The organism is Subsaxibacter sp. CAU 1640 (genome assembly GCF_023156585.1).
In the GTDB taxonomy this organism is placed as follows: Bacteria; Bacteroidota; Bacteroidia; order Flavobacteriales; family Flavobacteriaceae; genus JBPOFM01.
On record NZ_JALNMI010000001.1, the window covers coordinates 42,310 to 66,831 of the forward strand.

Annotated in this window: 13 protein-coding genes; 8 read left to right on the top strand and 5 right to left on the bottom strand. The window is 39.6% G+C overall.

Annotation, left to right across the window (positions count from 1 at the left end; all coding sequences use genetic code 11):
• Nucleotides 1–6: 6 nt before the first annotated feature.
• Nucleotides 7–153, bottom strand: coding sequence for a hypothetical protein (locus tag M0G43_RS00185; protein ID WP_248022477.1), 147 nt, complete (start codon nucleotides 151–153; stop codon nucleotides 7–9).
• 151 nt (nucleotides 154–304) lie between these two features.
• On the opposite strand from M0G43_RS00185, the gene M0G43_RS00190 reads away from it, so the two are divergent.
• The 3 genes from M0G43_RS00190 (at nucleotide 305) to M0G43_RS00200 (ending at nucleotide 2,823) form a co-directional block, all read left to right on the top strand.
• Nucleotides 305–1,813, top strand: coding sequence for a hypothetical protein (locus M0G43_RS00190; protein WP_248022478.1), 1,509 nt, complete (start codon nucleotides 305–307; stop codon nucleotides 1,811–1,813).
• A 77-nt stretch (nucleotides 1,814–1,890) separates the two neighbouring features.
• Nucleotides 1,891–2,349: a hypothetical protein gene (locus M0G43_RS00195; protein ID WP_248022479.1), complete on the top strand. Its 459-nt coding sequence runs from the start codon at nucleotides 1,891–1,893 to the stop codon at nucleotides 2,347–2,349.
• A gap of 129 nt (nucleotides 2,350–2,478) precedes the next feature.
• Nucleotides 2,479–2,823 carry a hypothetical protein gene (locus M0G43_RS00200; protein ID WP_248022480.1) on the top strand — a complete coding sequence of 115 codons (345 nt, stop codon included), beginning with the start codon at nucleotides 2,479–2,481 and terminating at the stop codon, nucleotides 2,821–2,823.
• A 69-nt stretch (nucleotides 2,824–2,892) separates the two neighbouring features.
• Here the strand turns inward: M0G43_RS00200 and hemL are convergent, their stop codons facing one another.
• From hemL to M0G43_RS00215, 3 genes are read right to left on the bottom strand one after another with little or no spacing between them, the layout of a single operon-like run.
• Complete coding sequence (hemL, locus tag M0G43_RS00205; RefSeq protein ID WP_248022481.1) at nucleotides 2,893–4,179, bottom strand: glutamate-1-semialdehyde 2,1-aminomutase; 1,287 nt, start codon at nucleotides 4,177–4,179, stop codon at nucleotides 2,893–2,895.
• 3 nt (nucleotides 4,180–4,182) lie between these two features.
• A complete protein-coding gene (locus M0G43_RS00210) occupies nucleotides 4,183–5,019 on the bottom strand; it encodes a glucosaminidase domain-containing protein (protein WP_248022482.1) in 837 nt (278 codons plus the stop codon).
• A 6-nt stretch (nucleotides 5,020–5,025) separates the two neighbouring features.
• Complete coding sequence (locus M0G43_RS00215; protein ID WP_248022483.1) at nucleotides 5,026–5,943, bottom strand: 1-aminocyclopropane-1-carboxylate deaminase/D-cysteine desulfhydrase; 918 nt, start codon at nucleotides 5,941–5,943, stop codon at nucleotides 5,026–5,028.
• A 197-nt stretch (nucleotides 5,944–6,140) separates the two neighbouring features.
• On the opposite strand from M0G43_RS00215, the gene M0G43_RS00220 reads away from it, so the two are divergent.
• From M0G43_RS00220 to M0G43_RS00230, 3 genes are all read left to right on the top strand, one after another.
• Entirely contained in the window at nucleotides 6,141–11,447 is a 5,307-nt protein-coding gene (locus tag M0G43_RS00220) for a GEVED domain-containing protein (protein WP_248022484.1), read from the top strand.
• 443 nt (nucleotides 11,448–11,890) lie between these two features.
• The gene (locus tag M0G43_RS00225; RefSeq protein ID WP_248022485.1) at nucleotides 11,891–16,210 is read left to right on the top strand and encodes a hypothetical protein; all 4,320 of its coding nucleotides are present in this window, start codon (nucleotides 11,891–11,893) and stop codon (nucleotides 16,208–16,210) included.
• 235 nt (nucleotides 16,211–16,445) lie between these two features.
• The gene (locus M0G43_RS00230) at nucleotides 16,446–21,755 is read left to right on the top strand and encodes a GEVED domain-containing protein (RefSeq protein WP_248022486.1); all 5,310 of its coding nucleotides are present in this window, start codon (nucleotides 16,446–16,448) and stop codon (nucleotides 21,753–21,755) included.
• Between the two features lie 190 nt (nucleotides 21,756–21,945).
• Here M0G43_RS00230 and M0G43_RS00235 read toward each other — a convergent pair whose 3' ends face one another.
• Nucleotides 21,946–22,269, bottom strand: a complete 324-nt coding sequence (locus M0G43_RS00235) for a hypothetical protein (protein WP_248022487.1) — start codon at nucleotides 22,267–22,269, stop codon at nucleotides 21,946–21,948.
• A 50-nt stretch (nucleotides 22,270–22,319) separates the two neighbouring features.
• Here M0G43_RS00235 and M0G43_RS00240 point away from each other — a divergent pair, with 50 nt between their 5' ends.
• Both M0G43_RS00240 and M0G43_RS00245 read left to right on the top strand, forming a co-directional pair.
• Nucleotides 22,320–22,481: a DUF5522 domain-containing protein gene (locus M0G43_RS00240; protein ID WP_248022488.1), complete on the top strand. Its 162-nt coding sequence runs from the start codon at nucleotides 22,320–22,322 to the stop codon at nucleotides 22,479–22,481.
• Entirely contained in the window at nucleotides 22,481–24,490 is a 2,010-nt protein-coding gene (locus M0G43_RS00245; protein WP_248022489.1) for a urocanate hydratase, read from the top strand. The genes M0G43_RS00240 and M0G43_RS00245 overlap by 1 nt, the downstream gene beginning before the upstream one ends.
• The last annotated feature ends 32 nt before the right edge of the window (nucleotides 24,491–24,522 follow it).

Sequence of the window (24,522 nt, forward strand, 5' to 3'; positions counted from 1 at the left end):
AATTCTCTAACCTATTGGCACATATACATTTTGTGATATACAGCTGACAATCGTTTCGTAGTTCTTGATGCAGACTTTGGAAATTCTTCCTGAATTGATGGCAATTGTCAACATTATAGTTGCAAAAAGAACGGTTTTGATGATTGGTTTCATAAGTTTTTGTTTTTATGATGACGAGACAAAGTTGCAGCAGATACCTCAAAACTAAAATTCAATTTTTATAAAAAACTGACGATATATTTTTTAATATAAATCATTTATATACTATATTTAATCATACCAAGTAAATATTACTGACGATTAAATGACCGATCTAAAAGCCATTATTGCGACCTTTTCCAGTGATGAACAGCAACGGTTTATCACGTATCTTGACAAAAAGAACAAGCGCAGCGACACCAAAAACATCTTATTGTTTCAACTGTTGTCCAAACAAGATGAAACAGAAGATATCAGTTTCAAAATCTATAAATCTGAAGAAAAAGCAGCCTATCACGCCTTGCGCAAACGTTTATATCAATCATTAATTGACTTCATCGCCAATTCCAAAATGGAAGAGGAAAACTCGGTAGATGTGCAGCTCATCAAATATATTTTGGCAGCTAGGCATTTCCTGCTACACGATCAATTTAAAGTTGCTTACAAAATCCTTGACAAGGCGGAATCATTGGCAAAAGAGCATTATCTCTTCTCCATATTGAATGAAATTTATCATACAAAAATTCAATATGCTTATGCCAACGACGATGTCAATTTCGAAGAACTGATTCAATCTTTTAAATCAAATCAAAAGCAACTCTTTACAGAAGACCAATTGAATATTGTGTATGCAAAAATGCGACAAACCCTCAACAATGTCACCTACAAAGGTAAGGTTGTTAACTTTAAAACTATGTTTAACGACATACTTTCAGAATACAATATCGACCTCAACGAAACGATGTCCTTCAAGTCGTTGTATCAATTGATGAAAGTGGTCAGTATTTCAGCATTTGTCACCAATGATTATCTTAAAACTGAAGAATTCCTATTGGAAACCTATAAAAACATTCAGAATCATAAAGACAAAACAAAACAGCTATTTTATCACATTGAGGTGCTCTACCTGATTGCAAACACCTTTTTCCGAAACAAAAAGTTTCACGAGTCTATGCACTATCTCCATTTGATGCACCAGCATATGTTGATGAACCAGAAAAAACATTACAATACATTCAAACTGAAATACAACTTGCTTCTGGGACTCAACTTGAATTATGCTGACCAGCAAGAAGATGCTATCGAGTTGTTGGAACAATTTAAAATCAATAAACATCCGGATATGGAATCGCTTTTGGATATTTATTTGAGCCTCGGAATGTTCTACATCCAAAACGAGAATTACAGAAAAGCGAAGCAGTTGTTTGCTGAATTTTACCATACTGATAATTGGTACATTCAAAAAGCCGGAAAGGAATGGACCATCAAAAAGAATCTCATCGAGATAATATTGAATGTGGAGCTGGAACAAATTGATTTGGTAGAATCGCGTTTAAAAAGTTTTCGTAGAACTTATGCATCTTACCTAAAACACATCAAACAGGAACGTGTCCTCACCTATCTGAACTTGGTAGAATTCTATCATAAAAACCCCGAACAGATTACCAGTCAAAAATTCAAGGATAAAGTTGAGAACTCGTTCGAATGGCTGGAAGCAAAACAAGAAGATATATTTGTGATGAGCTTTTATGCCTGGCTAAAAAGTAAAATGGAACAACAGCCACTATTCACCACTACGTTGGAATTGGTGAAAAGAGCACAAGCTGTTAATTAGGCGTTAAAATTTTCAGATTAATTAAACTATTTAATCCTCTTTGAGTCAAAGCAGTATAAACATTAAAATTAAACAAAATGAAAAACCTATTGATGATAGCGCTTGCATTTATGACCCTAAATGCCACTGCGCAAGAAAGAAAAAAAGGAGATCGTAAGGCAGAAGTCAAAGAGCGAATGGAAGTAAGACAGAATATGACTCCTGAAGAGACTGCCCAATTGCAAACAAAAAAGATGACTTTGCATTTAGATTTGACCGAGAAACAACAAGCTGAAGTTGAAAAAGTATTGTTGGCAGAAGCAAAAGAACGCAAAGCAAAAATGGAAGCTTTCAAAGCTAAAAAAGAGGCTGGCGAAGAATTCTCAAAGGATGACCGTGTAAAAATGCAAAATGAGCGTTTGGACAATCAAATTGAAATGAAAAAGAAAATGAAAGAAATACTGAATGCTGATCAGTATGCCAAATTTGAACAAACCTTGGAGAAGCGTCATTCAAGAAAAGGTGGCAAAGATGGTATGAGAAAAAAGAAAGAATAGTTTTTTATAAACATTTGGTTGGTTAGTTGGAAAAAAAGACATTGGTTTTACAATCAATGTCTTTTTTATTTGTGTTTTTCTTTTAAAAATGCTTATTTTAGTACGCTGTATTTAATAAAATTATATCCAATGAAAAAAATTATTACACTTTGTCTTTTTGCTTTTGCAATGGTTTTGGGAACCCAAAGCATCAATGCTCAATCTATGGTTGAAGTCAATTCTCTAGCTGCAAAAAAAACGCAAGAACTCAAGAAGGCTGTAAAATTTAACACGGAAACTGAAGAGGCGGTTTATGAAACCTATCAAACATATGTTAAAAAACAAATGTCATTTGAAAAAGTGGCTGCCAATGGTGGAACAGTTACTGCTGAAGAAAAAGAGAAAGTCGAAAAAATGTTGACTGAAAAATTTAGAGCTATTTTTACAGCCGAAGAATTTCAGCGCTTCCAAGACTTTGAAGACTCGCGAAAATAAATTTATTTTCGATGAACAAAAAAGCTATCAAGAATCTTGATGGCTTTTTTTGTTTATTACTTTTTGCAATTATAGTGTGGCTGCAACTTTTTCAACAGCCATTATTGTGACATCTAAATCGCTGTATGTCAGAGCATCGCACAAAAACCAAGTTTCAAATGCACTTGGTGCTATATAAATACCTTCTTTGAGCATGCCATGGAAAAAAGTTTTGAACCGTTCATTGTTGGCATTGGCAGCGCTTTCAAAATCAGTGACTGGTCGTTCATCAAAATGAATGGATATCATTGAACCTACACGGTTAATAGTGTGCACAATACCGTGCTTGCTCAACACTTCTTCACAACCCTTATGTAAATATTCAGTTTTTTTAGACAAACTTTCAAAAATGGAAGAATTATCATTTAAATGTGTCAACATCGCTAATCCTGCAGCCATCGCTAACGGATTTCCGCTCAAAGTTCCGGCTTGATAGACAGGTCCTAAAGGCGTTAAATAATCCATGATCTCATTGCGTGCTGCAAAAGCGCCAACAGGCAAACCGCCTCCTATCACTTTTCCAAAGCAAACAATGTCAGCATTGACACCATAAAGCTCCTGTGCTCCTCCTTTGGCCAAGCGAAATCCTGTCATTACCTCATCAAAAATGAGCAAAATATTGTGCGTGTCACACAATTCACGCAAACCTTGCAAAAATCCATCTTTTGGAGGCACACAGCCCATATTACCTGCTACTGGTTCTAATATGATGCAAGCGATGTCATCTTTATTGGTATCAATTAACGAGGCTACATGTTCAAGGTCATTATAGCGTGCCAACAAGGTGTCTTTTGCAGTGCCTGCGGTCACGCCAGGGCTGTTGGGAGAGCCAAACGTTATGGCACCACTACCTGCAGCAATCAAAAATGAATCGCTGTGTCCGTGATAGCAACCTGCAAACTTGATGATTTTATCTTTTTTGGTGAAACCTCGCGCCAATCTTACAGCGCTCATGCAGGCTTCGGTTCCTGAATTTACAAATCTAATTTTATCAATATTTGGCACCATTGACACTGCCAATTCGGCTATTTCAGTCTCAATAGAAGTCGGCATTCCGAAGGAGGTGCCCAATTTAGCCTTCTCAATGACAGCATTAACTACTGGTTTAAAGGCATGTCCTAAAATCATCGGTCCCCAAGAATTAATATAATCTATAAATCGATGATCATCTTCGTCATAGACATAGGCGCCTTTTGCTGATTTGGCAAACAATGGCGTGCCTCCCACGGCCTTAAACGCTCTTACAGGTGAATTGACACCGCCAGGAATAGATTGTTCAGCTTTTTTAAAAAGTGCGCTGCTTCGTTGATAAAGCATGGATTAATTGGATTTGATAATTAAAATTTGACCAAGTTTTAAGTCGTTGTTTCGCATACCATTCAGGCGTTGCAATTCTTCGATGGTCATATTGTATCGTTTAGACAGTGAGTACATGGTATCACCTTTTACAACTTCATGTGTTTTTGGAGCTTCTACGGTTTCGACGCGTTTAGTTCGCACTTTGGGTGTATGGCCCAAAACCTCCTCATCAAACTTATAGAGTTGAAAACGTTCAATCAAACTGATTAACTTTTCAGGATATTTCCGATCTGTGGCATAACCTGCAGCTCTTAAACCCCTCGCCCAACTTTCATAATCGTCTTGGTCATACTTAAACAAACCAGCGTATCTATTTCGATGTGCTAAAAATATAGAGTGGTCTTCAAAAGATTCTTTGGCATGTTTATATTTTCTAAAGCATTCTTGATTGCGGTCATCGTCATGGTAAATTTTCTCACCTGTCCAATCATGACATTTGATGCCGAAGTGGTTATTGGCCTCAAGCGCCAAACGGCCTTGCCCTGAAGCTGATTCCAAAATACCCTGCGCCAAAGTGATGCTTGCAGGTATCTTGTATCGCCTCATTTCTTCTTTCGCTATCTCACTGTAATTATAAATATATTCTTCCGTGCTATTGGCAAAAGTCTTGCGCTCTGTTGGGTTCACCACTATTTCAGAAGGTGTTTCGGCTTCAGTTTTAGGCTCATCAGTTTTAGATTTTACTATAACACGTTCAGTTCGTGGTGGAGAGTTTTTCTTCTTGGTAACAATGCGTTTTTTCGACCCACAGCCTACAATCGTTATACTAATTATCAAAATGAGAAAAAATTGCTTCATAGTTGTTTACCTTATTAGCGGTAATTGCTTTTGTTTTAATTTTAAATTCATACCTTCAATTCCTTGAAGTCCACCAGTATGAATGGCAAGAATTTTTGAACTTTCTGGAAAATACCCTTTTTTCATCAAATCAAAAATCCCATACATCATTTTCCCTGTATAAATAGGATCTAACGGAATGTCATAATGAGACTTGAAAGTATTTATAAAACCGATTAAATCATTATTTATTTTGGCATAACCACCAAAATGATAATCTTCAATAAGGGTCCAGTTATCTTTTGTGGCAAATTTATGGATTTCCTTGTTTAAAAACCCACCTTTTAAGGCAGGAAATCCGATAATTTTTTGATGTGGAAAACTACTATTTATCAATCCAGAAATGGTGCCTCCAGTACCCACAGAGCAGCAGATGTAATCAAACATAGTGTCTTCTGAATTTAAAATTTCTTCACAACCTTTAATAGCTAAAGAGTTCGTGCCTCCTTCAGGCAACATGTAATAATCTCCAAATTCGTGTTTCAAAGAATCTAAATATTCTCTGGATTCTTTATCTCGATAAGCCTCTCTTGAGATAAACTTTAAGGTCATGCCGCACGCTTTGGCAAAGGTTAATGTAGCATTATCATGATGATTCTTTTCAAGTTCTTCACCTCGAATCACACCAATGGTATTCAATCCAAAATCTCTCCCTACAGCGGCTACAGCCGAGATATGGTTCGAAAAAGCTCCTCCAAAAGTTAAGACAGTATTATGATTCCTGTTTTTTATTTCTTCAAGATTGTACTTCAGCTTTCTGTATTTATTGCCTGAAATAGTTGGGTGTATTAAATAATCAGGTTTTAGGCACAGATCCAAATCTTTAAAATTACTTTTGAAAAGCTTCTTATTTTGGATAGGGCAAAAAATATTTGTGTCTAACATGCTTGTAAAAATACGTAATTATGATAGAATCAGTAAATATTGAAATTGGTATATTAGAAGGCAATTACTTACAAAAGTGTGTCTAAATGATTATAATTTAGCAATTTGACGTCATTTAATCGAGTTTTGGCGACGCCTAGAATCAAAATGTACAAACCCTACATACATTTGGTTCATAAATTCCAAAGTATATCCTTATGTACCTTTTATATGCTTCAGGAGCGTCTAGACGCTCAAAGTTTTCTTACCCTGATTTGAAGAAAACTCACTATTCTAAACTAACTATAGGAATATTTTTTATTGTTTCGATATTATATCATGTTCGTATTCAAGCACAAACCGTAACTATATCTATAGCAGGATCAGGAACCTTTAATGTTCCCTGTGATGTAACATCTATAACTGTGGAAGTATGGGGTGGCGGTGGTGCCGGAGGAGGCACAACATTAGACAATACAGGTGGTGGTGCCGGTGGTGCCGGCGGTGCTTATGCTTCGTCATCATTAAATGTTACTCCGGGACAATCAATAAATTATAATGTTGGGGCTGGAGCTACGGGCAATACAACTTCTGGAGTGTCTGGAGGAGCCACTTGGTTCGGCACAACTGCCACTTTATTCGCACAGGGCGGAGCGGGAGGTGCTGCTCCCAATGGCGCTACAGCGACCGGAGGAATCGGGTCCAGCACATTGAGCATAGGTAACACTGTGGCGGCTGGAACCAATGGTGCTAATGGAACCCCAACTGTTGGTGGTGCAGGTGGCAATGGTGCCAATGGGGGTGGAAATGGAGGCAATCAAAGAACAACAGGTGGTAATGGCAATAACGGATTAGCTCCAGGAGGCGGAGGTGCTGGTGCTTTTGTAAATAATACTACAAACAGAACTGGTGGAAATGGAGGGGATGGGCAAATTAGAATTTCATATACCTCTAGTCAAATGAATTACTGTATTCCAACATTTACATCCGCTATCGAACCAATAACAAATGTAATTTTCGCAGGAATCAATAGAACAACTTCTAACACGGTCAATGGGTCTACAGCTCTGGAAGCTTTTTGTGATACCGCTATCGTTCAGCAAAATACCACCTATCCTATCTCAATTAAAGGTAATACGGATGGAAACTTCACAAACTATATACGAGTATATATAGACTGGGACCGAAATGGAACTTTTGGAAATGTTGCCAATGAGGTGTATGATATAGGAACAATTACAAATTCAACAGGCGTAGATGCAGTAGTATTGAACGGGAATATAGCTGTTCCATCAACTGCATTGATTGGTACGACAGCTATGAGAGTCATGAAAAGATTTGCGGGGTATTCAACAAACCCATGTCAAACTGGTTCAGGATACGGACAGGCTGAAGATTATGTCGTGAATGTATCTGCTCCACAACCCCCAACTATATCTTCATTTCCTACACCCGTATGCCCAGGAAGTGCCATAACCATAGTGGGTACTAATCTACTAGGAACAACTTCAGTAACAATCGGTGGAACTGCTGCTACAATCACTGCAAACAATGCAACTTCGGTTACAGTAACCCTAGGTGCAGGCACCACAGGCCCTGTATCTGTAACCACTTCAGGAGGCACTGCAGTTAGTTCTACAAATATGGTTTTTAACACGAGCCCTTCAATGCCAGGTGGGTTATCTTCGACTCCCGCACCTTATTGCAGTCCTGTTATTATTTCAGCTGCAGGAACGCCCCCAGCAGGTGTCACTTGGTATTGGCAGACAGTTTCCAATGGAACGTCTACAGCAAACAGTAACCCAACATATACCTTAAACAGTGCAGGTGCATACACTATCTATTTAAGAGCTCAAAATAATGCAACTGGTTGCTGGAGCAATGAACGTTCAATTACAAGAACAGTCATTGAGCCAGTAACTACAATTGCGACAAATCCCGTGCCTGCCGATGCAACTATTGGAGTTTGCTATGCAGGCAATGGAGCAGTGAGTTCATTAAATTGGAATGCGGTAACGAACGCCACAAGCTATGATGTCTATTTTGGTACAAGTGCAACACCTTCGTTCGTCGCTAATAGAACTGTCACAAATTACACTACAGGAACACTTTTAGCCAATACGACGTATTATTGGTCTATTGTTCCAAAAAATAACTGTGGAAATACAAGCGGCACACCCATGGTATGGAGCTTTACGACAGCGAGTGCGCCTTGTTATTGTACACCTTCAGTATCAAATTTCTATCAAACAAGTACTTATATCAACACTGTTTCATTTATCGGAACTTTAAATGACGTTACTAACAACTCCACCTACTCCAATAACCCTAGAGGCTATCAAGACTTTACAGGTTTAACAAACATTAGTAGACAAGCCCAAGGTGAAGGTATTAATGTATTTGCAAATATTGCCAACTACGTGTCCTATATGAAAGCATGGGTCGACTGGAACCAGGATGGAAACTTTGCGGCAGGTGAGCAAGTGTACTCTAGCGGTACAACGGGTATATTTTCAACAACGTTTGGTTTTCAAGTTCCTTTAACTCAAACTCCAGGCTTGTATAGAATCAGAATTAGAATTAATGAAACTGGAGGCAGTTCCACCTTCGATGCTTGCCAAAATATTGCTTATTATGGCGAAACCGAGGATTATATATTCGAAGTCATACCCAGTTGCGCCGCAATCATCACTTCACTCGCAGATGGTGAAAACTGTGGAGATCCTTCTGGTGGCAATGTCGTCGTAAATTTATCTGCAACAGGTTCAGCAGGCACTACAGAGATAAGATGGTACAATGCACTTACCGGTGGGTCAATTGTACAAACCACAGCAGTTTCAAGTGGCACCACTGCCTATTGGTCTCCTTCATTGTCCGCGACAAGTACATATTACGTAACAGCATTTAATGGCAGTTGCGAGTCTTTGGTTAGAACGGCTATTGTGGCTACGGTTAAACCTGTGGCAAATATCACCTATACGCCCACCAACCCAGAATCGTGTGGAGAGGATTCCATAGTGACGCTGACTGCAACTGGCGATAATGAAATTGTAACGCTTATAGATGAGCGCTTTGAGGATGCTGGATTAAGTGGATTAGGAACATTTACCGGTCAAACGCTCGGCACCAACAATGCACAGGCCAATTGGAGACGTAGACAAAGTACTTTTATCCCAGCACAGCAAGTTTGGTTTCCAGCAATTTCATCTGGATTTGGGCCTAATAAGTTCGCCATGGCAACATCAGATGTTGGTGCTGGCTCATATGACAATGCATTAAGATCGCCGGTGGTCAGCACCGTAGGGTTTTTAAATCTCACGTTGAGCTTTAGAATGTATTATTCTGATTATTATGCGTCAGTTGCAGGTGACAATGTATCGATTGAAGTCTCTACAAATGGGGGAACTAATTGGACAAATGCAGTAACATATAATTCAACAATTGGCATCGGTACCCGCTTCAGTGAAATAACCCTGAATGTACCATCGGCATATCTAAATCAGCCTAATTTAAGAATACGATTCAGGTACAGCAGTGGATGGGGAGACGGTGTAGCTATAGACGACATCAAACTTTATGGGGAGAGACCGCTAGCACCTTCGTTTACTTGGGTCGGTACACCTCCAGTGGCAGCTTTTACGGATGCTGCCGCGACCATACCTTATGTCCAAGGATCTCCTGCCACCACGGTTTACATCAAACCTACTCTAGCTCAATTGGAATTGGGAACATTTAATTTTACCGCTACTGCGACGTTGAGTAATGGCTGCAATACTAGTCAACCTATTACCATTACAAACAAATCAAGAATCTGGAAAGGAAATATTTCTCAAGACTGGAACGATCCTAACAACTGGTTACCTTTTGGGGTTCCTACAATTGACAATTGCGTGGTGATACCATCAACCACAAAAATCTTGAATGTTCCTGATGCCTTCGCACGAAATGTTACTATAAAGAATTCTGGAAATCTTGAGATACAGTCTGGAAACAATCTGAACATCAAAGAGTGGGTGAGAAATGAGGGGACTAATAATTTCATTATACGAAACAATGCAAGTCTCATTCAAATTGACAATGTTGCTAATGCTGGTGAATTAAGAATGGATCGTACTGCAAGCGTCAAAAAAACTGATTATGTATATTATTCCTCTCCCGTAGACGGTTATTCATTGTCAAATCTTTCGCCATTAACACCAATGTCAGTAAAATTCAAATGGTTACCTACCACTAATGCAGGCGGCGGTTTCGTGTATGGCAATTGGTTTAATCCTGGAGCAGAAACGATGGGTCTGGGAACTGGATATATCGTAAGAGGACCTAGCAATTGGAACACACCTCAACCTTTGACCGCTACTTTCACTGGTACACCAAGAAACGGAAATATTATAGTGCCAATTACGCGTGGCAATTATGTGGGTCCAAATACAACTTACCAAGGTCGTCTCGTAACCAAAGATGATGATAACTATAACTTGATAGGCAACCCATACCCATCTGCGATTTCAGCCAATGTATTCTTGACAAATCCTGCCAATTCAAATATCTTGGGAAGCATCTATCTATGGCCTCATGGGGGAGTTATCTCTGCAGCCAACCCAGATCCTTTCTATCAAAATTTTGTATACAACTATAATAGTAACGACTACATTACCTATAATTCAATGGGCTCGGTACCACCTAACACCTTTGATGGCTATGTGGCTGCTGGCCAATCCTTTTTTGTACTGATGACAGATGCCGGTAGTACAACTGAAAATCTATATTTCTCAAATTCAATGCGAGTGAGCGGACATAATAGCGAATTTTTGAGAAGTTCTGATGAAAGCAATATAGATCTTGAGTTAGAACGTCACAGAATCTGGTTAGACATGATACTTCCTAATGGAAAAACCAGTTCAACCTTGATTGGCTACACACCAGAGGCCACTATCACCTTTGATAGATTATTCGACACTCCAATTATTGATAACAGTACACAAAACATATATACCAAAATTGGTGAAGATGCAATGATCATACAAGGGCGACCTTACCCATTAAACAATAGCGACCGAGTACACCTGGGTGTTTTGATACCACAACCAGGCATGTACACTATTGCCATTAATAGCGCAGATGGTTTGTTCTCCACAAATGAACAAAACATATTCTTGGAAGATCTTCAGACAGGTAATTTACATGATCTAAAAGCGGCACCCTATATTTTCAATTCAGAATCAGGAAGATTTGATAATAGATTTGTGCTACGTTATGAGGAGAATAGCACCCTATACACACCAGATTTCACAGATACTTCAGACGTCAGTATTATCAAGCTGCAGTCTTATATAAAAGTCACTTCTCATACTTCGCCAATAAAAGAAATAGAAATTTATGACATGGCAGGAAAACTTATAATGAAATATGGTTCGATTAATGCTACCATATTTAATATAAGTTTAGACAAAATAAGTCAAGGCGCAATTGTTGTAAAAGCAATACTTCAAAATAACTCTATAAAAACCAAAAAGATAATAAACTAAACAGATATAATTTAGATTGACACTCATAAAAAACCCCGACTTTTTTGTCGGGGTTTTTTATGAGTGTCACTAAAGCTATTTGTTAAAATGTAGAATCATATAATTAATAACATTTTAAGATGATTTTTGAGGATATACTCTTAATCTACAACTAATTGTCAAAGACAATATTGCATTGGTCTATAAATTCAATCATTTGAACGAATAAAAAATAAGATACACTTCAACAAATTAAAATTATAATATTTTTATGCCTTAACAATTTTTTTTACGATTAATAACGATAATTATAAAATTTCATTAAGTATTAACAATGATTCTTAATGAAAGTTAGTATGTCCCTTATGTCTTTAATTAAATTTCATTTAATCCAAACGATTAAATTTGATGTACGCTCTTCTAAATCATCAATTTGGATCATTTGCTTTTTATTTATTTGGATAATGTTGTTTTCATATACGGCATTAGGACAGACGGTGCACATACATCGTGATTTAGATGGAGGTTTTGAGAATGGAGACACCTTCTCTGAAAACAGTTGGCGAGTAACAAACAGCTCAAATCCAAATAGAAATCAATGGGTGTGCGGTAATGGTGCGATTCCAGGTTTTACAGATAGGAAAGCTGCCTATGTCTCTAACAATGCCAATGCAACGTCACCACCACACAAGTACACAATTAATGCGAACAGGGCGACTCATATTTTCAAAGATATTACAATACCTGCGAACGAATCAGACATAACCCTTGACTTTATATGGATTGCACAAGGTGAAGGAGACAATGACCGAATGAGAATTTGGTTGGTTCCTATAACTTATGCGCCAACATATGGTACAGAAATCACAGCAACAGGATCAGCACCTAATGGCAATATTCAAATTGGAGGTAACTTTAGTGGCAGTAGTACTTGGAATCCGACACCAACACTGGTAATACCTCCTGTGTATGCTGGCACCACTTTTAGACTTGTTATTGAGTGGAAAAACAATGCAACTTTGGGTGTGGACCCTCCAGCGGGAATTGATGACATCCATTTGGTGTCCTCAACGCCTCCTCCTCCTTCAAACGACGAACCATGTAATGCAATAAACTTATCAATAAATCCAACCTGCAATTATAATATTTATTCAAATTATGGTGCCACTAACTCGGTTTCAGTTCCAAATCCTGGGTGTGGGAATTTTATAGGTGGCGATGTTTGGTTTCAATTTACAGTTCCCGCATCTGGGAGTTTTGTCATAGATACACAATCTGGTCAAATGACAGATGGAGGTATGGCACTTTATTCCGGAACTTGTGGTTCATTGACTTTAATAGAATGTGACGATAATGACAGCTCCAACGGCCTCATGCCAGCAATTTTACGATCAGGCTTAACTCCAGGCCAAACCTTATATATTAGAATGTGGGAAAATGGCAACGACAATAATGGTACTTTTGGTATTTGTATCACCCCACCCCCTCCACCGCCCACAAACGACGAATGTGTTGATGCTGTTGCACTAACAGTTAATCCGTCTTTATCTTGTACGGCAATTACGGCCGGCTCAACAGCCTATGCAACTGCTTCTCCTCAACCAGACGACGTCATTGGAACTCCAAATAATGATGTTTGGTTCAGTTTCGTTGCAACAAACACCAATCATCAAATATCACTTTTGGACATTGTTCCATTGGTTGGCTCTACTGGTGATTTAGCCATAGGTGTATATAGCAGCTCATCTGGTAACTGTTCTACATTGGCTTATGTTGACGATAGTAACCCAGAAACATTCAACGTAACAGGTCTTTCTATAGGTGTAACATATTATGTTCGAGTTTATGGTTATGCGGCTGGTGCTGCTACAGCTCAAGCAAATTTTAATATATGCATTAGTACTCCTCCACCACCACCACCAAATAATAGGTGCAGGAATGCTATTTTCTTGCCTTTAACCCCCAATTGCTCTTACTCAACATATACAAACGCTGGCGCCACCGCCAGTACTGGAGTGCCAGCACCAGGATGCGCAAATTATATAGGTGGAGACGTGTGGTTTTATGTGATTGCCGACTCAACTGGTGAAATTACAATAGATACACAAGCAATGGCAATGACCGATGGAGGAATGGCACTTTATACCGGAAACTGCAACTCTCTAACATTACTTGAATGTGATGATAACGATAGTGCAAACGGATTAATGCCTTCAATTACCTTATTGGGACTTACACCAGGTCAAATCATTTATATACGTGTTTGGGAAAACGGAAATGACAATAACGGCACATTTGGTATTTGCGCCACCTCTCCTTCACCTCCAGGTATTGTGGATGTTGCTTTAAGATGTCCTGGCGACACAAGCCAACCCTTGGTATCAACTATTTTTTGTAGCGGAACCACTAATTTAGGTAATACATTATCTGGAATTTTACAAGGGTCAGATCCACGAGCGTTGCAACCTATCATATTTATCTCTAGTAATGACCCATGCCAGTTCGATCCTTCGGTGACATCAAATTATTCTTCAATAAATTTTACCGTAAATACTACAGGTTCTTACAGGTTTAATCTTGAAACGCCTTCCCCTTATTTCGATGCCATGGGTTACATAGTAGTGAATAATGGGAATTTTATTCCGGGTTCGTGTGCTTCTGGAACTTACATAGCTGGTGATGATGATGATGGTCCTTCTTTAAATCCACAAATTACAGCCACTCTTACTGCAGGTGTTCCATATAAGCTAATTACTACTAAATTTTCGTTTACGAATACCACCCATATTGGTCCTTACCGATGGACTGTGACTGGTCCCCAAGCCGAAATGGAATGGTTTACAGCTCAAACCGGAGGGTCTCCAATAGCCACAGGTATTACATTCAATCCCATTGGAGCACCAGGATCTGGATTAACAAACACTAGCAACCCAGGCATTTATACATTTTGGGCCAATTGTCCAGCAAGTACAGGTCCACGCTACCAAGCCGATTACATAATTGGCAAAAACTGGAAAGGACAGGTAAACACTGATTGGAATGAACACAACAACTGGGTACCTGCAGGAAAGCCAACAAGCGATGATTGTGTGAATATCACTAATCAAGCAAATTTACCTATCATTGATTACCCAGGACCGCCAACACCTCCAAACCCTGGGTATGCCAAAACCCTAAACCTTGCTAGCAACAGCACTTTAGAACTGGCTCAAAATACGTATTTAACAGTTCAAGATTGGGTCACCGTAGCTAATAACGCCACATTTATCATTAGAGATGATGCCAGTTTGATTCAAGTCACTGACGTGACTTCGAATGCAAATTCAGGCAATATCATGATGCAAAGAACCGTAAATGGGGTATCTAATCAAGACTATGTTTATTGGTCCTCGCCGGTTGAAAATTTCAACGTGTCGAATATTTCTCCAGGTACTAATGTCAACAATATATGGCATTGGGTACCAACAGTTAACGGTAATGGGGTTGGAAACTATGGAGAATGGCAACATCCTTCATCTATCATGCAGCGTGGTAAAGGATATATTGTCAGAGGATTGTCGGGTACGACACCTTTGGCTCCAGCGCCATCAAACACCGCACAATTTAACGGTAAACCAAACAACGGAATTATTACGGTACCAATTCAAAGAGGAACGTATTCCGGTGCCAACTACCCAGGTGCAGGCTCCACTATTGCCACACAGTTAGATGATAATTGGAATCTAATTGGAAACCCATATCCTTCTGCTATTTTGGCAAATGCCTTTATCAATCTGAATGCTTCTGAACTCATAGATGATGTCTCACCAGCCATTTCAGGAACAGTTTATTTATGGAGACATATCACCGCTCCTAGCAACGCCTACAACGATCCATTTTATGGTGACTTTGGCTACAATTACAACCCTAATGATTATATTAAATACAACTCTACTGGATCATCCCCGGCCGGCTTTTCAGGAAGAATTGCCGCTGGCCAAGGCTTTTTTGTGTTGATGGACCCCAACACACCGTCAACGACTTCAAATGTGGTATTTAATAATACTATGAGAAGAGACACCTATCGAAATGACCAATTTTACCGCACACAGGAAGAAACTCAAACGGAAATAGAGCGACATAGGATATGGCTCGATTTGATAGCTCCTAACCAATATGCTAACTCAATTTTGGTAGGTTATGTAGAAGGTGCAACAAATGCTGTCGATCGGCTATTTGATGGTCATGATTTAAATGATGGAAATACCCGCTTTTATTCAATGGTTGAAAATGAAAAAATGGTAATTCAAGGCAAAGCATTGCCTTTCGAGGAGAGCGATACGGTACCTCTTGGAGTCGTATTTCCATCTAGCGGCGTTTACACAATTGCGATCAATGCGGTAGATGGGCTTTTCCTAGATACAGAACAACCGATTTTTATAGAAGACACCTATGACGCTGTAATACATAATTTAAGACAGTCTCCGTACCAGTTTACGACTTCCGTTGGCACCTTTGAAGACCGATTCATTTTGCGATACACCGATGAAACTTTGAATATCAGTACTGTTGCTTTGACTGATTTAAACATATTGGTGGCAAATGAAAAAGTAACCGTTACATCGGGCTCTCAACTCATTCATGCTATCTTGATATACGATATTACCGGCAGAATATTAATCAACTCTACTGATATCAATTCTTTAGAGCATAGCATTCCTTTAAGTGACATTAGCAATGGCACTTTGATCATCAAAGCGATAGTGGCTGATGGACGTCAAAAAACCAAAAAAGCAGTGCATTGAATTATACTTACCAATAACTAACTGGCTAGCATAGGATTATTCGTATTTTGAAGTAAGAAATCTGCAGTTTAACTACATTATTTGCACTTTATCGATTAGCTAAATTGGAATGTTAATTTTATGTAAAATTGTAATATTTTTATCTATTAAAATCATCCGTTAAACATTTGTCAATAGATCTCCCAAATCTCTTATGTTTTGATGATATTCACATAATTGATTAATTATTTTTACAATGACAAAAAAAATACTCTCCCTATTTACTCTATTATTATCATGTATCGGTTTTGCACAAACCGTTACTGTCAATACAACCGGTGCTGGCTCATTTACCGTACCAGCTGGTGTTACTTCTTTGAACCTACAAGCCTGGGGTGGCGGCGGTGCTGGAGGTGGGACAAATAGCAATAATGCTAGAGGTGGCGGTGGAGGAGCCGGAGGAACTTATGCTGGATTGACATTGGCAGTAACTCCAGGTCAAAACATTAATTATTTTGTTGGGGCTGGCGGAGCAGGTGGCAGCGGAGATGGTGCCGACGGAGAGGCCACATGGTTTAACTCTGTAGGGACATTGTATGCCCAAGGTGGCGCTGGTGGTACTGCACCAAATGGTGGAACTGTAGCAGGAGGTTTGGGATCTACGGCTGCTAGTATTGGTACTACTTTAATTGCCGGAGGCAATGGTGGTAATGGAACAACGACTGTTGGTGGTGCCGGAGGTAATGGAGGAAACGGTGGAGGAAACGGTGGAGCACAAAGAACATCTGAAGCCAATGGAGCACCTGGAGCACAACCAGGTGGGGGAGGAAGCGGCGCTTTCATTCCAGACAACACAAATCATACGGGGGGAAATGGTGGAAATGGCCGTTTAGTCATTACATATACTGTTAATACCGCACCTCCTAACAATCTTTGTGCGAATGCCACGACCTTAACTTGCAGTACAACCAATCTTGCAGGGACAACGGTAGGCACCACCAATCAAGCTTCAGGAACAGGCTGTTCTTACAGTAATTACGGGGTTTGGTACACCTTTGTGGGCGACGGCAATCAAACAACTATATCTTCTACAGCAGCAGCCGGATTCGATCATGCTTTAAGTATTGCCCGAGGTAGCTGCGGGGCTTTGGTAAATTTGGCTTGTAGAGATTCGGCAGGAACTGCTGGCACAGAATCTTATACATTTATCACCACGAATGGCACAACTTATTATATATATGTATCTTATTGGGGTTCTAGTGCTGTTACTGGTGCTTTTACTATTTCTAGAAGTTGTACCACGGTAACACCGCCACCAAATGACAATATATGCAGTGCAACACCTGCAACCGTTAATGCAGATTTGCTTTGTGGAGCAGTAACGCCTGGCACGGTGGAATTTGCCACCAACTCGGGATATTTATCCTGTGTTACGGGTACACCAGATGATGATGTATGGTTTAGCTTTGTAGCGACTGCAACATCACATCGTATTTCCTTGCTCAATATATCAGGCAGTGATATCGATTTATTTCATGCTGTTTATAGTGGCTCATGTGCTTCTCCCGCCCTAGTAGCAGGCTCATGTTCTGACCCCAATAACAGCGTAGTGACTGGCCTTACGCCTGGCAACACCTATTACGTACAGGTTTATACATGGACCTCAAACCCTAATCAAAATACAACTTTCGATTTATGCATTGGTACGGAACCTGTATGCCCAACACCCAATCCATCACCAGGACCTATCACCTTTGGTACCATCACAGATGTGACCATTAACGGGTCTTTCCCCGCAGCAACACCTGCACCGGACAATTATATCGTTATAAGAAGTACAAGTGCAACACCACCTACGCTTACCAATGGTACCACCTATACTACTGGGCAAACATTTGGAGCTTATACCGTAGTGGATACGGACACCAACACCAACTTTACGGCCACAGGCTTAACGCAGACTACCACCTATTTTTTCTATATATTCTCAATGAACAATCTCAACTGTACAGGTGGCCCTGTCTACAGTTCGCCTTTAAATGGTTCAGCCTCTACAGTGGCGCCATCTTATTGTATACCATCTTCAACTTCTACTTCCGATTATATCAACAATTTTAGTACAAGTGGAGGCGTTACAAATATCAACCATGTAAACTCCGGCTTCTCCCCAGGCGGCTATGGCAATTTTACAGCTCAAAGTGTTTCGCAATACCCCGGAAATACTATAAATTTCACTATGACTTTTGTTGGAGGTACCTTTGCTACCCGAATTTGGGTCGATTGGAATAATGACCTGGACTTTTTGGATGCGAATGAATTGGTATATAACTCTGGAGGCTATAGCAATCCTACAAATGGTAGTTTTAATGTTTTGGCCGCAGCTGCGCCCGGAAATTATAGAATGAGAGTCAGATCTGACTGGTCTAACACTACCGTTAGTTCCTGTGGTTTTGATGATAGAAGTGAGACCCATGATTACACATTAGTGGTATCAACTCTTAATTGTACAGCAAATCCTTTAAGCTTGATGGCTGCGGCAACATCCCCTACTACAGCTACGGTAAGTTGGACAGCGCCGTCTCCACCACCAGCGGGTGGATATCAGTATATCATATCAACGGATAACTCAACATCTACTCCAGCAGGTGATATTACAGGAATCACGGCAGGTACAAGTTTAAGTCTTACTGGACTAGCTGTTGGGACAACTTATTATGTATTCGTAAGGGGTTATTGTAACGCCACAGATCAAGGGGTTTGGATAACCACTACCTTTACTACAGGATGTACTTCTATCGTCAACACGCCTACAGTTTGCCCAATCATAATTGATGAGCAAGGTAATAATCCATTTACTGCTAACCCTTTTGTTGCCGATCCAACGGCGTCCTTTGGTTGTACAACCGCAAGTGTAACGTTGGTAGCAAATTCAAATCTTAGGGAGACTACAAGTTACATTGTAGAACAAATAACCTATCCTAGTCCAGCACCTAACTATAATTTCCCTCTGTTGGGGGGCACCGCACAAGCAATTACAGATGATGATGTTTGGGCAGATTCCCGAACAAACATAGGGTTTAATTTTTGCTTTTATGGCAACACTTATACGCAAGCATTAGTTGGCGCCAACGGTATGCTTACCTTCAATCCAGGTATCACTCCAGGATCTGGCGCAGGATATGCCTTTTCAAATGACTTACCTAGTTTAGCCAATGCCTTGTTTGAACAAACAATTTATGGTGTCTATCATGACATCGACCCTAGAGGTATCGTTGGCACACCCATTAAGAGCCGTGTTGTAGGAACAGCCGGTTGCAGACAATTTCAAGTATCTTGGAATGACATCCCGATGTTTGGAGATTCAACCAGATTATACACAGGCATGATTGTATTGCACGAAACAACAAACATCATCGAAGTCTTTATAAAAGAAAAACGAATTGAAAATGGCAACGTCAATCCATGGAATGGAGGAAATGCCATTGTAGGACTGCAAGGCGACATAACACCTTTGGCACCAAACAATCAATGGATTGTAGCACCTTGTAGAAATGCGTTGGATACTAATTGGGAAACCACTAATGAAGCATGGCGATTTACTCCTAATGGTGCCGTAATTAATCCTACATCGGTGACGTGGTATGAAGGTTCTATAGCTCCGGGTAACGTTGTGGCATCAAACCCTGATAACAGTTTAACGGTCAATTTAGGAGGTACATATTTCGCCGAAGTGACCTACAATAATTTGTGCGGTGTGAATACCACTTTAACTGATGAAATTGTGGTCACTGACGGAAGAAAACAATGGAATGGCTCCGTAGACAACAATTGGTATTTAGAAACCAATTGGACACCGGTTGGCGTACCAACTGCTACAGATTGTGTGGTCATCCCTGATGTATCTCCACTTACCAATTATCCAGTCGCTGATGCTATAGTGGCAGCAGGCACTATTCCAACCCCTCCATCGGTAACAGGTTTTGCTAGAAGTGTAACGGTGGCCAACAATGCTTCTTTGACTATCAATTCGGATACCTTTTTGGTTATTTCAGATTGGTTAAATGTACAAGGCACTGCTGACGTATTGATCAGAGATTCAGGAAGTCTGGTACAAGTCAATGAAGGAGCTCCTAATACTAACAATAACACTGGCAATATTCGCATGCAACGTACAGTGCCAGGAGGTGTAGCAAATAACAATTATGTGTATTGGTCTTCTCCAGTAGAAGGCTTCAATGTAGATAACATTAACACAGCTGCATCTGAATTGAGATTTGAATGGGATCCTACCATAGATGGTATTCATAATGGTACTTGGGTTAGTGCATCTGGGCCAATGACTGTCGGTAAAGGATATATTGTAAGAGGTCTTACAACACCACCAGCACCTATACCAGCAAATTCAGCTCAATTTTTAGGTCGACCAAGTAACGGTATAATCACAACACCTATCACTCGAGGCACTTACAATGGTGGACCTTATTTAGCTGTAGGGGGCGGCGATACTCAAGCTACAAACATTGATGACAATTGGAACCTCGTGGGTAATCCGTATCCTTCGGCAATTTCCGCTCCAGCATTTTTAGCTTTAAACGCAGCCAGTGGCTCTCCTACAATTGATGGTACAATTTATTTATGGAGCCATTCGGGCACTCCAAGCGCTGTTGAAACCGACCCTTTTTATGGAGACTACGTTTACAACTATCTAGGCTCTGATTATGTAGCATATAATAGCATGGGAGCAAATCCGCCAATTTTTTACGATAATATTGCGGCTGGTCAATCATTTTTTGTACAGATGCTAGACGCAGCTGGTGTAACATCAACAGTTACGTTCAACAATAGCATGCGATTAGGATCTCCTAGCAATAATAATTTCTTAAGGACCTTTGAACGCCATAGAATTTGGTTAGATCTTGTAGATGCATCTAATGAAGCTAGCTCAACTTTAGTTGGCTATATTGAAGACGCCACTAACGACAAAGATGTACTATTCGATGGACATGATTTGAGTAGCGCATCACTTCGATTTTACTCGTTGCTAGATGATGGCGAAATGACCATTCAGGGTAGAACATTGCCTTTCAATCCTGAAGACACAATTCCTTTAGGTTTTGAAGTACCTGAAAATGGAAATTATAAGGTAGCTATCAACACATTGGATGGTTTATTTTCAGACCCAGCTCAAAAAATTTATTTAGAGGACACCTATCTAAATATAATTCACGACTTGCGTTCTACACCTTACGAATTCATATCAAATTCAGGTATCCATAATGACAGGTTCATTTTGAGATATACCGATGCAACTTTGGGTACGCCAGAAGAAATTACTGATGCAGGCTTCAATATAATTGGTCTTAAAGATTACATCAAAGTAACGTCTAGTGGCACTTCCATTAATACTGTTGTTGTTTATGATATACTTGGAAGAATTCTGGCAGATTATAAAAATATCAACAGTCGCGAATTTAAGATTGACTTGTTAAACCAAAGTAAAGGCACTTTAATCGTTAAGGCAACATTAGATAACGGTCAGCAGAAAATCAAGAAAGTTGTTTATTAAAAATAATGTTTGAAATTAATAAAATAAAAAAGCCTTGACATTTCGTCAAGGCTTTTTTATTGGCAACCATAATTTACAACTAAAACCACAAGAGGGTCTCCCTAAAGTCTTCTTAAGGTCTCCTTAAGGTCTAGTTAAGGTAAACTTAAGGTCCAGCAAAACCCATATTCGAAGCGTCATATTTAAATACTTATAAAAACTTAAGAAAGTTCCACAAACGTCTGCTTTTCAAAAACCCCTCATTAGATTCGTGAGAGTATGCTTCCCGTTCAAAAGAAATAGATCGATACGCCACAGCCCACTGACGATGCTTTAAAAAACGCACCAGGAACTCGAGAATATACCAAACAAAAAAAGGTAGCAATAACAACTCTAACTGCTGCCTTAAGTGTATGCGTTCATGGTTGATAAATGTGGCGTTATACTTCAGGCTCTCATACCTTAACAGCACAAAAGGAAAAATAGCGATTCCTGTAAACCCCTTCGGAACCAAATATCTGGAAACTAAAATCATAAAATGTACACTCCAAAAATCTGTCCAAATTACATTATCTTTGTAATACTATGAAAAAAATTGTCCCACTTGAAGAAGGCGATTACTATCTTACTCCAGAAGGTTATCGTTGCTTCACAGAACAATATCTCCTTAAACGAGGTTATTGTTGCGAAAGTGGATGCCGACATTGCCCTTACGGCTTCGATAAAAATGCTTTAAAAAAAAAGTAATGCAATCAACCCTTACATCATTTCAAGATCAAATTAAAGAAGGAATACCAGCTCAGCTTCCTCCTTTCAAGGAATTTGATCCTTTAATCAATCATGCTCCGAAAAGAAAAGATATCTTAACTCGTGAAGAGAAAAAATTGGCATTGATAAATGCTTTACGATATTTTGATCAAAAACATCATGAAGAATTGGCTCTCGAATTCAAAAAAGAGCTAGAAACATATGGACGTATTTACATGTATCGATTTCGTCCTGATTATAAAATGTATGCCAGACCAATCGACGAATACCCTGCAAAAAGCAAACAGGCTGCAGCTATTATGCTCATGATTCAGAATAATTTGGATTATGCAGTGGCGCAACATCCACATGAACTAATTACTTACGGTGGAAATGGAGGAGTATTTTCAAACTGGGCGCAATATCGTCTGACCATGAAATACCTGTCTGAAATGAATGATGAACAAACCTTGGTGATGTATTCAGGACATCCTATGGGATTATTTCCGTCGCATAAAGATGCTCCAAGAGTTGTGGTAACCAATGGAATGATGATTCCTAATTATTCAAAACCAGATGATTGGGAGAAATTCAATGCGTTGGGAGTAACCCAATATGGACAGATGACAGCAGGAAGTTACATGTACATCGGACCACAAGGCATTGTTCATGGGACTACCATTACAGTCTTGAATGGTTTCAGAAAGATAAAAAAAACTCCCAAAGGACATCTATTTGTAACATCAGGATTGGGTGGTATGAGTGGGGCACAGCCAAAAGCTGGTAATATTGCCGGTTGTATAACCGTTTGTGCGGAAGTGAATCCAAAAATCACCCAATTACGTTTGAATCAAGGATGGATTGATGAAAAAATCACAGATTTGGATGAATTGGTTGCAAGAGTACGACAAGCCAAAACAACTAACGAAACTGTATCTATAGCCTATTTAGGCAATATTGTAGATGTCTGGGAAGCTTTTGATAGGGAAAATGTCAAGATAGATTTAGGTAGTGACCAAACTTCGCTACATAACCCTTGGGCTGGTGGTTATTACCCTGCAGGTATTTCCTATGAAGAATCAAATGCAATGATGGCAGAACAACCTGAAATCTTCAAAGAAAAAGTTCAAGAGTCGCTACGTCGTCATGCTAAGGCAATCAACAAGCATACAGCCAAGGGCACCTATTTTTTTGATTATGGCAATGCATTTCTTTTGGAAGCATCGCGTGCTGGAGCAGATGTGATGTCTTCTAATCCAACTTTGGGACGAGAGTTTAAATATCCAAGCTACGTACAGGACATTATGGGACCGATGTGTTTCGATTATGGATTTGGCCCATTCCGTTGGGTATGTACATCGGGTAAAGTGGAAGATTTAGCCAAGACAGACAAAATTGCCTGTGAGGTCTTGGAAAAAAACATGACCAATTCTCCAAAAGAAATCCAACAACAAATGGCTGACAATATACAATGGATCAAAGGAGCTCAACAAAACAAGTTGGTAGTAGGTTCACAGGCACGTATATTATATGCTGACGCTGAAGGTAGGATGAAAATCGCAAAAGCATTTAATGATGCAATCAAAAAAGGTGAGATAGGCTATATAGTGCTTGGTAGAGATCATCATGATGTGTCGGGCACTGATTCTCCATACAGAGAAACTAGCAATATTTATGATGGCTCTCGCTTTACTGCAGACATGGCCATCCATAATGTGATTGGTGATAGTTTTAGAGGTGCCACTTGGGTTAGTATACATAATGGTGGTGGTGTTGGCTGGGGCGAAGTCATCAATGGAGGATTTGGTATGGTTCTTGATGGTTCTAAAGACGCTGAAAGGCGCTTAAAATCAATGTTATTTTGGGACGTCAATAACGGCATTTCAAGAAGAAGTTGGGCCAGAAATGAAGGAGCCATTTTCGCAATTAAACGCGCAATGGAGATTGAACCAAATCTTACAGTAACCTTACCTAATAGCGTTGACAGTGATATTTTGAACTCGTTATAACCCAAAATAAAAAAAGCAATGAAAGAATTAAA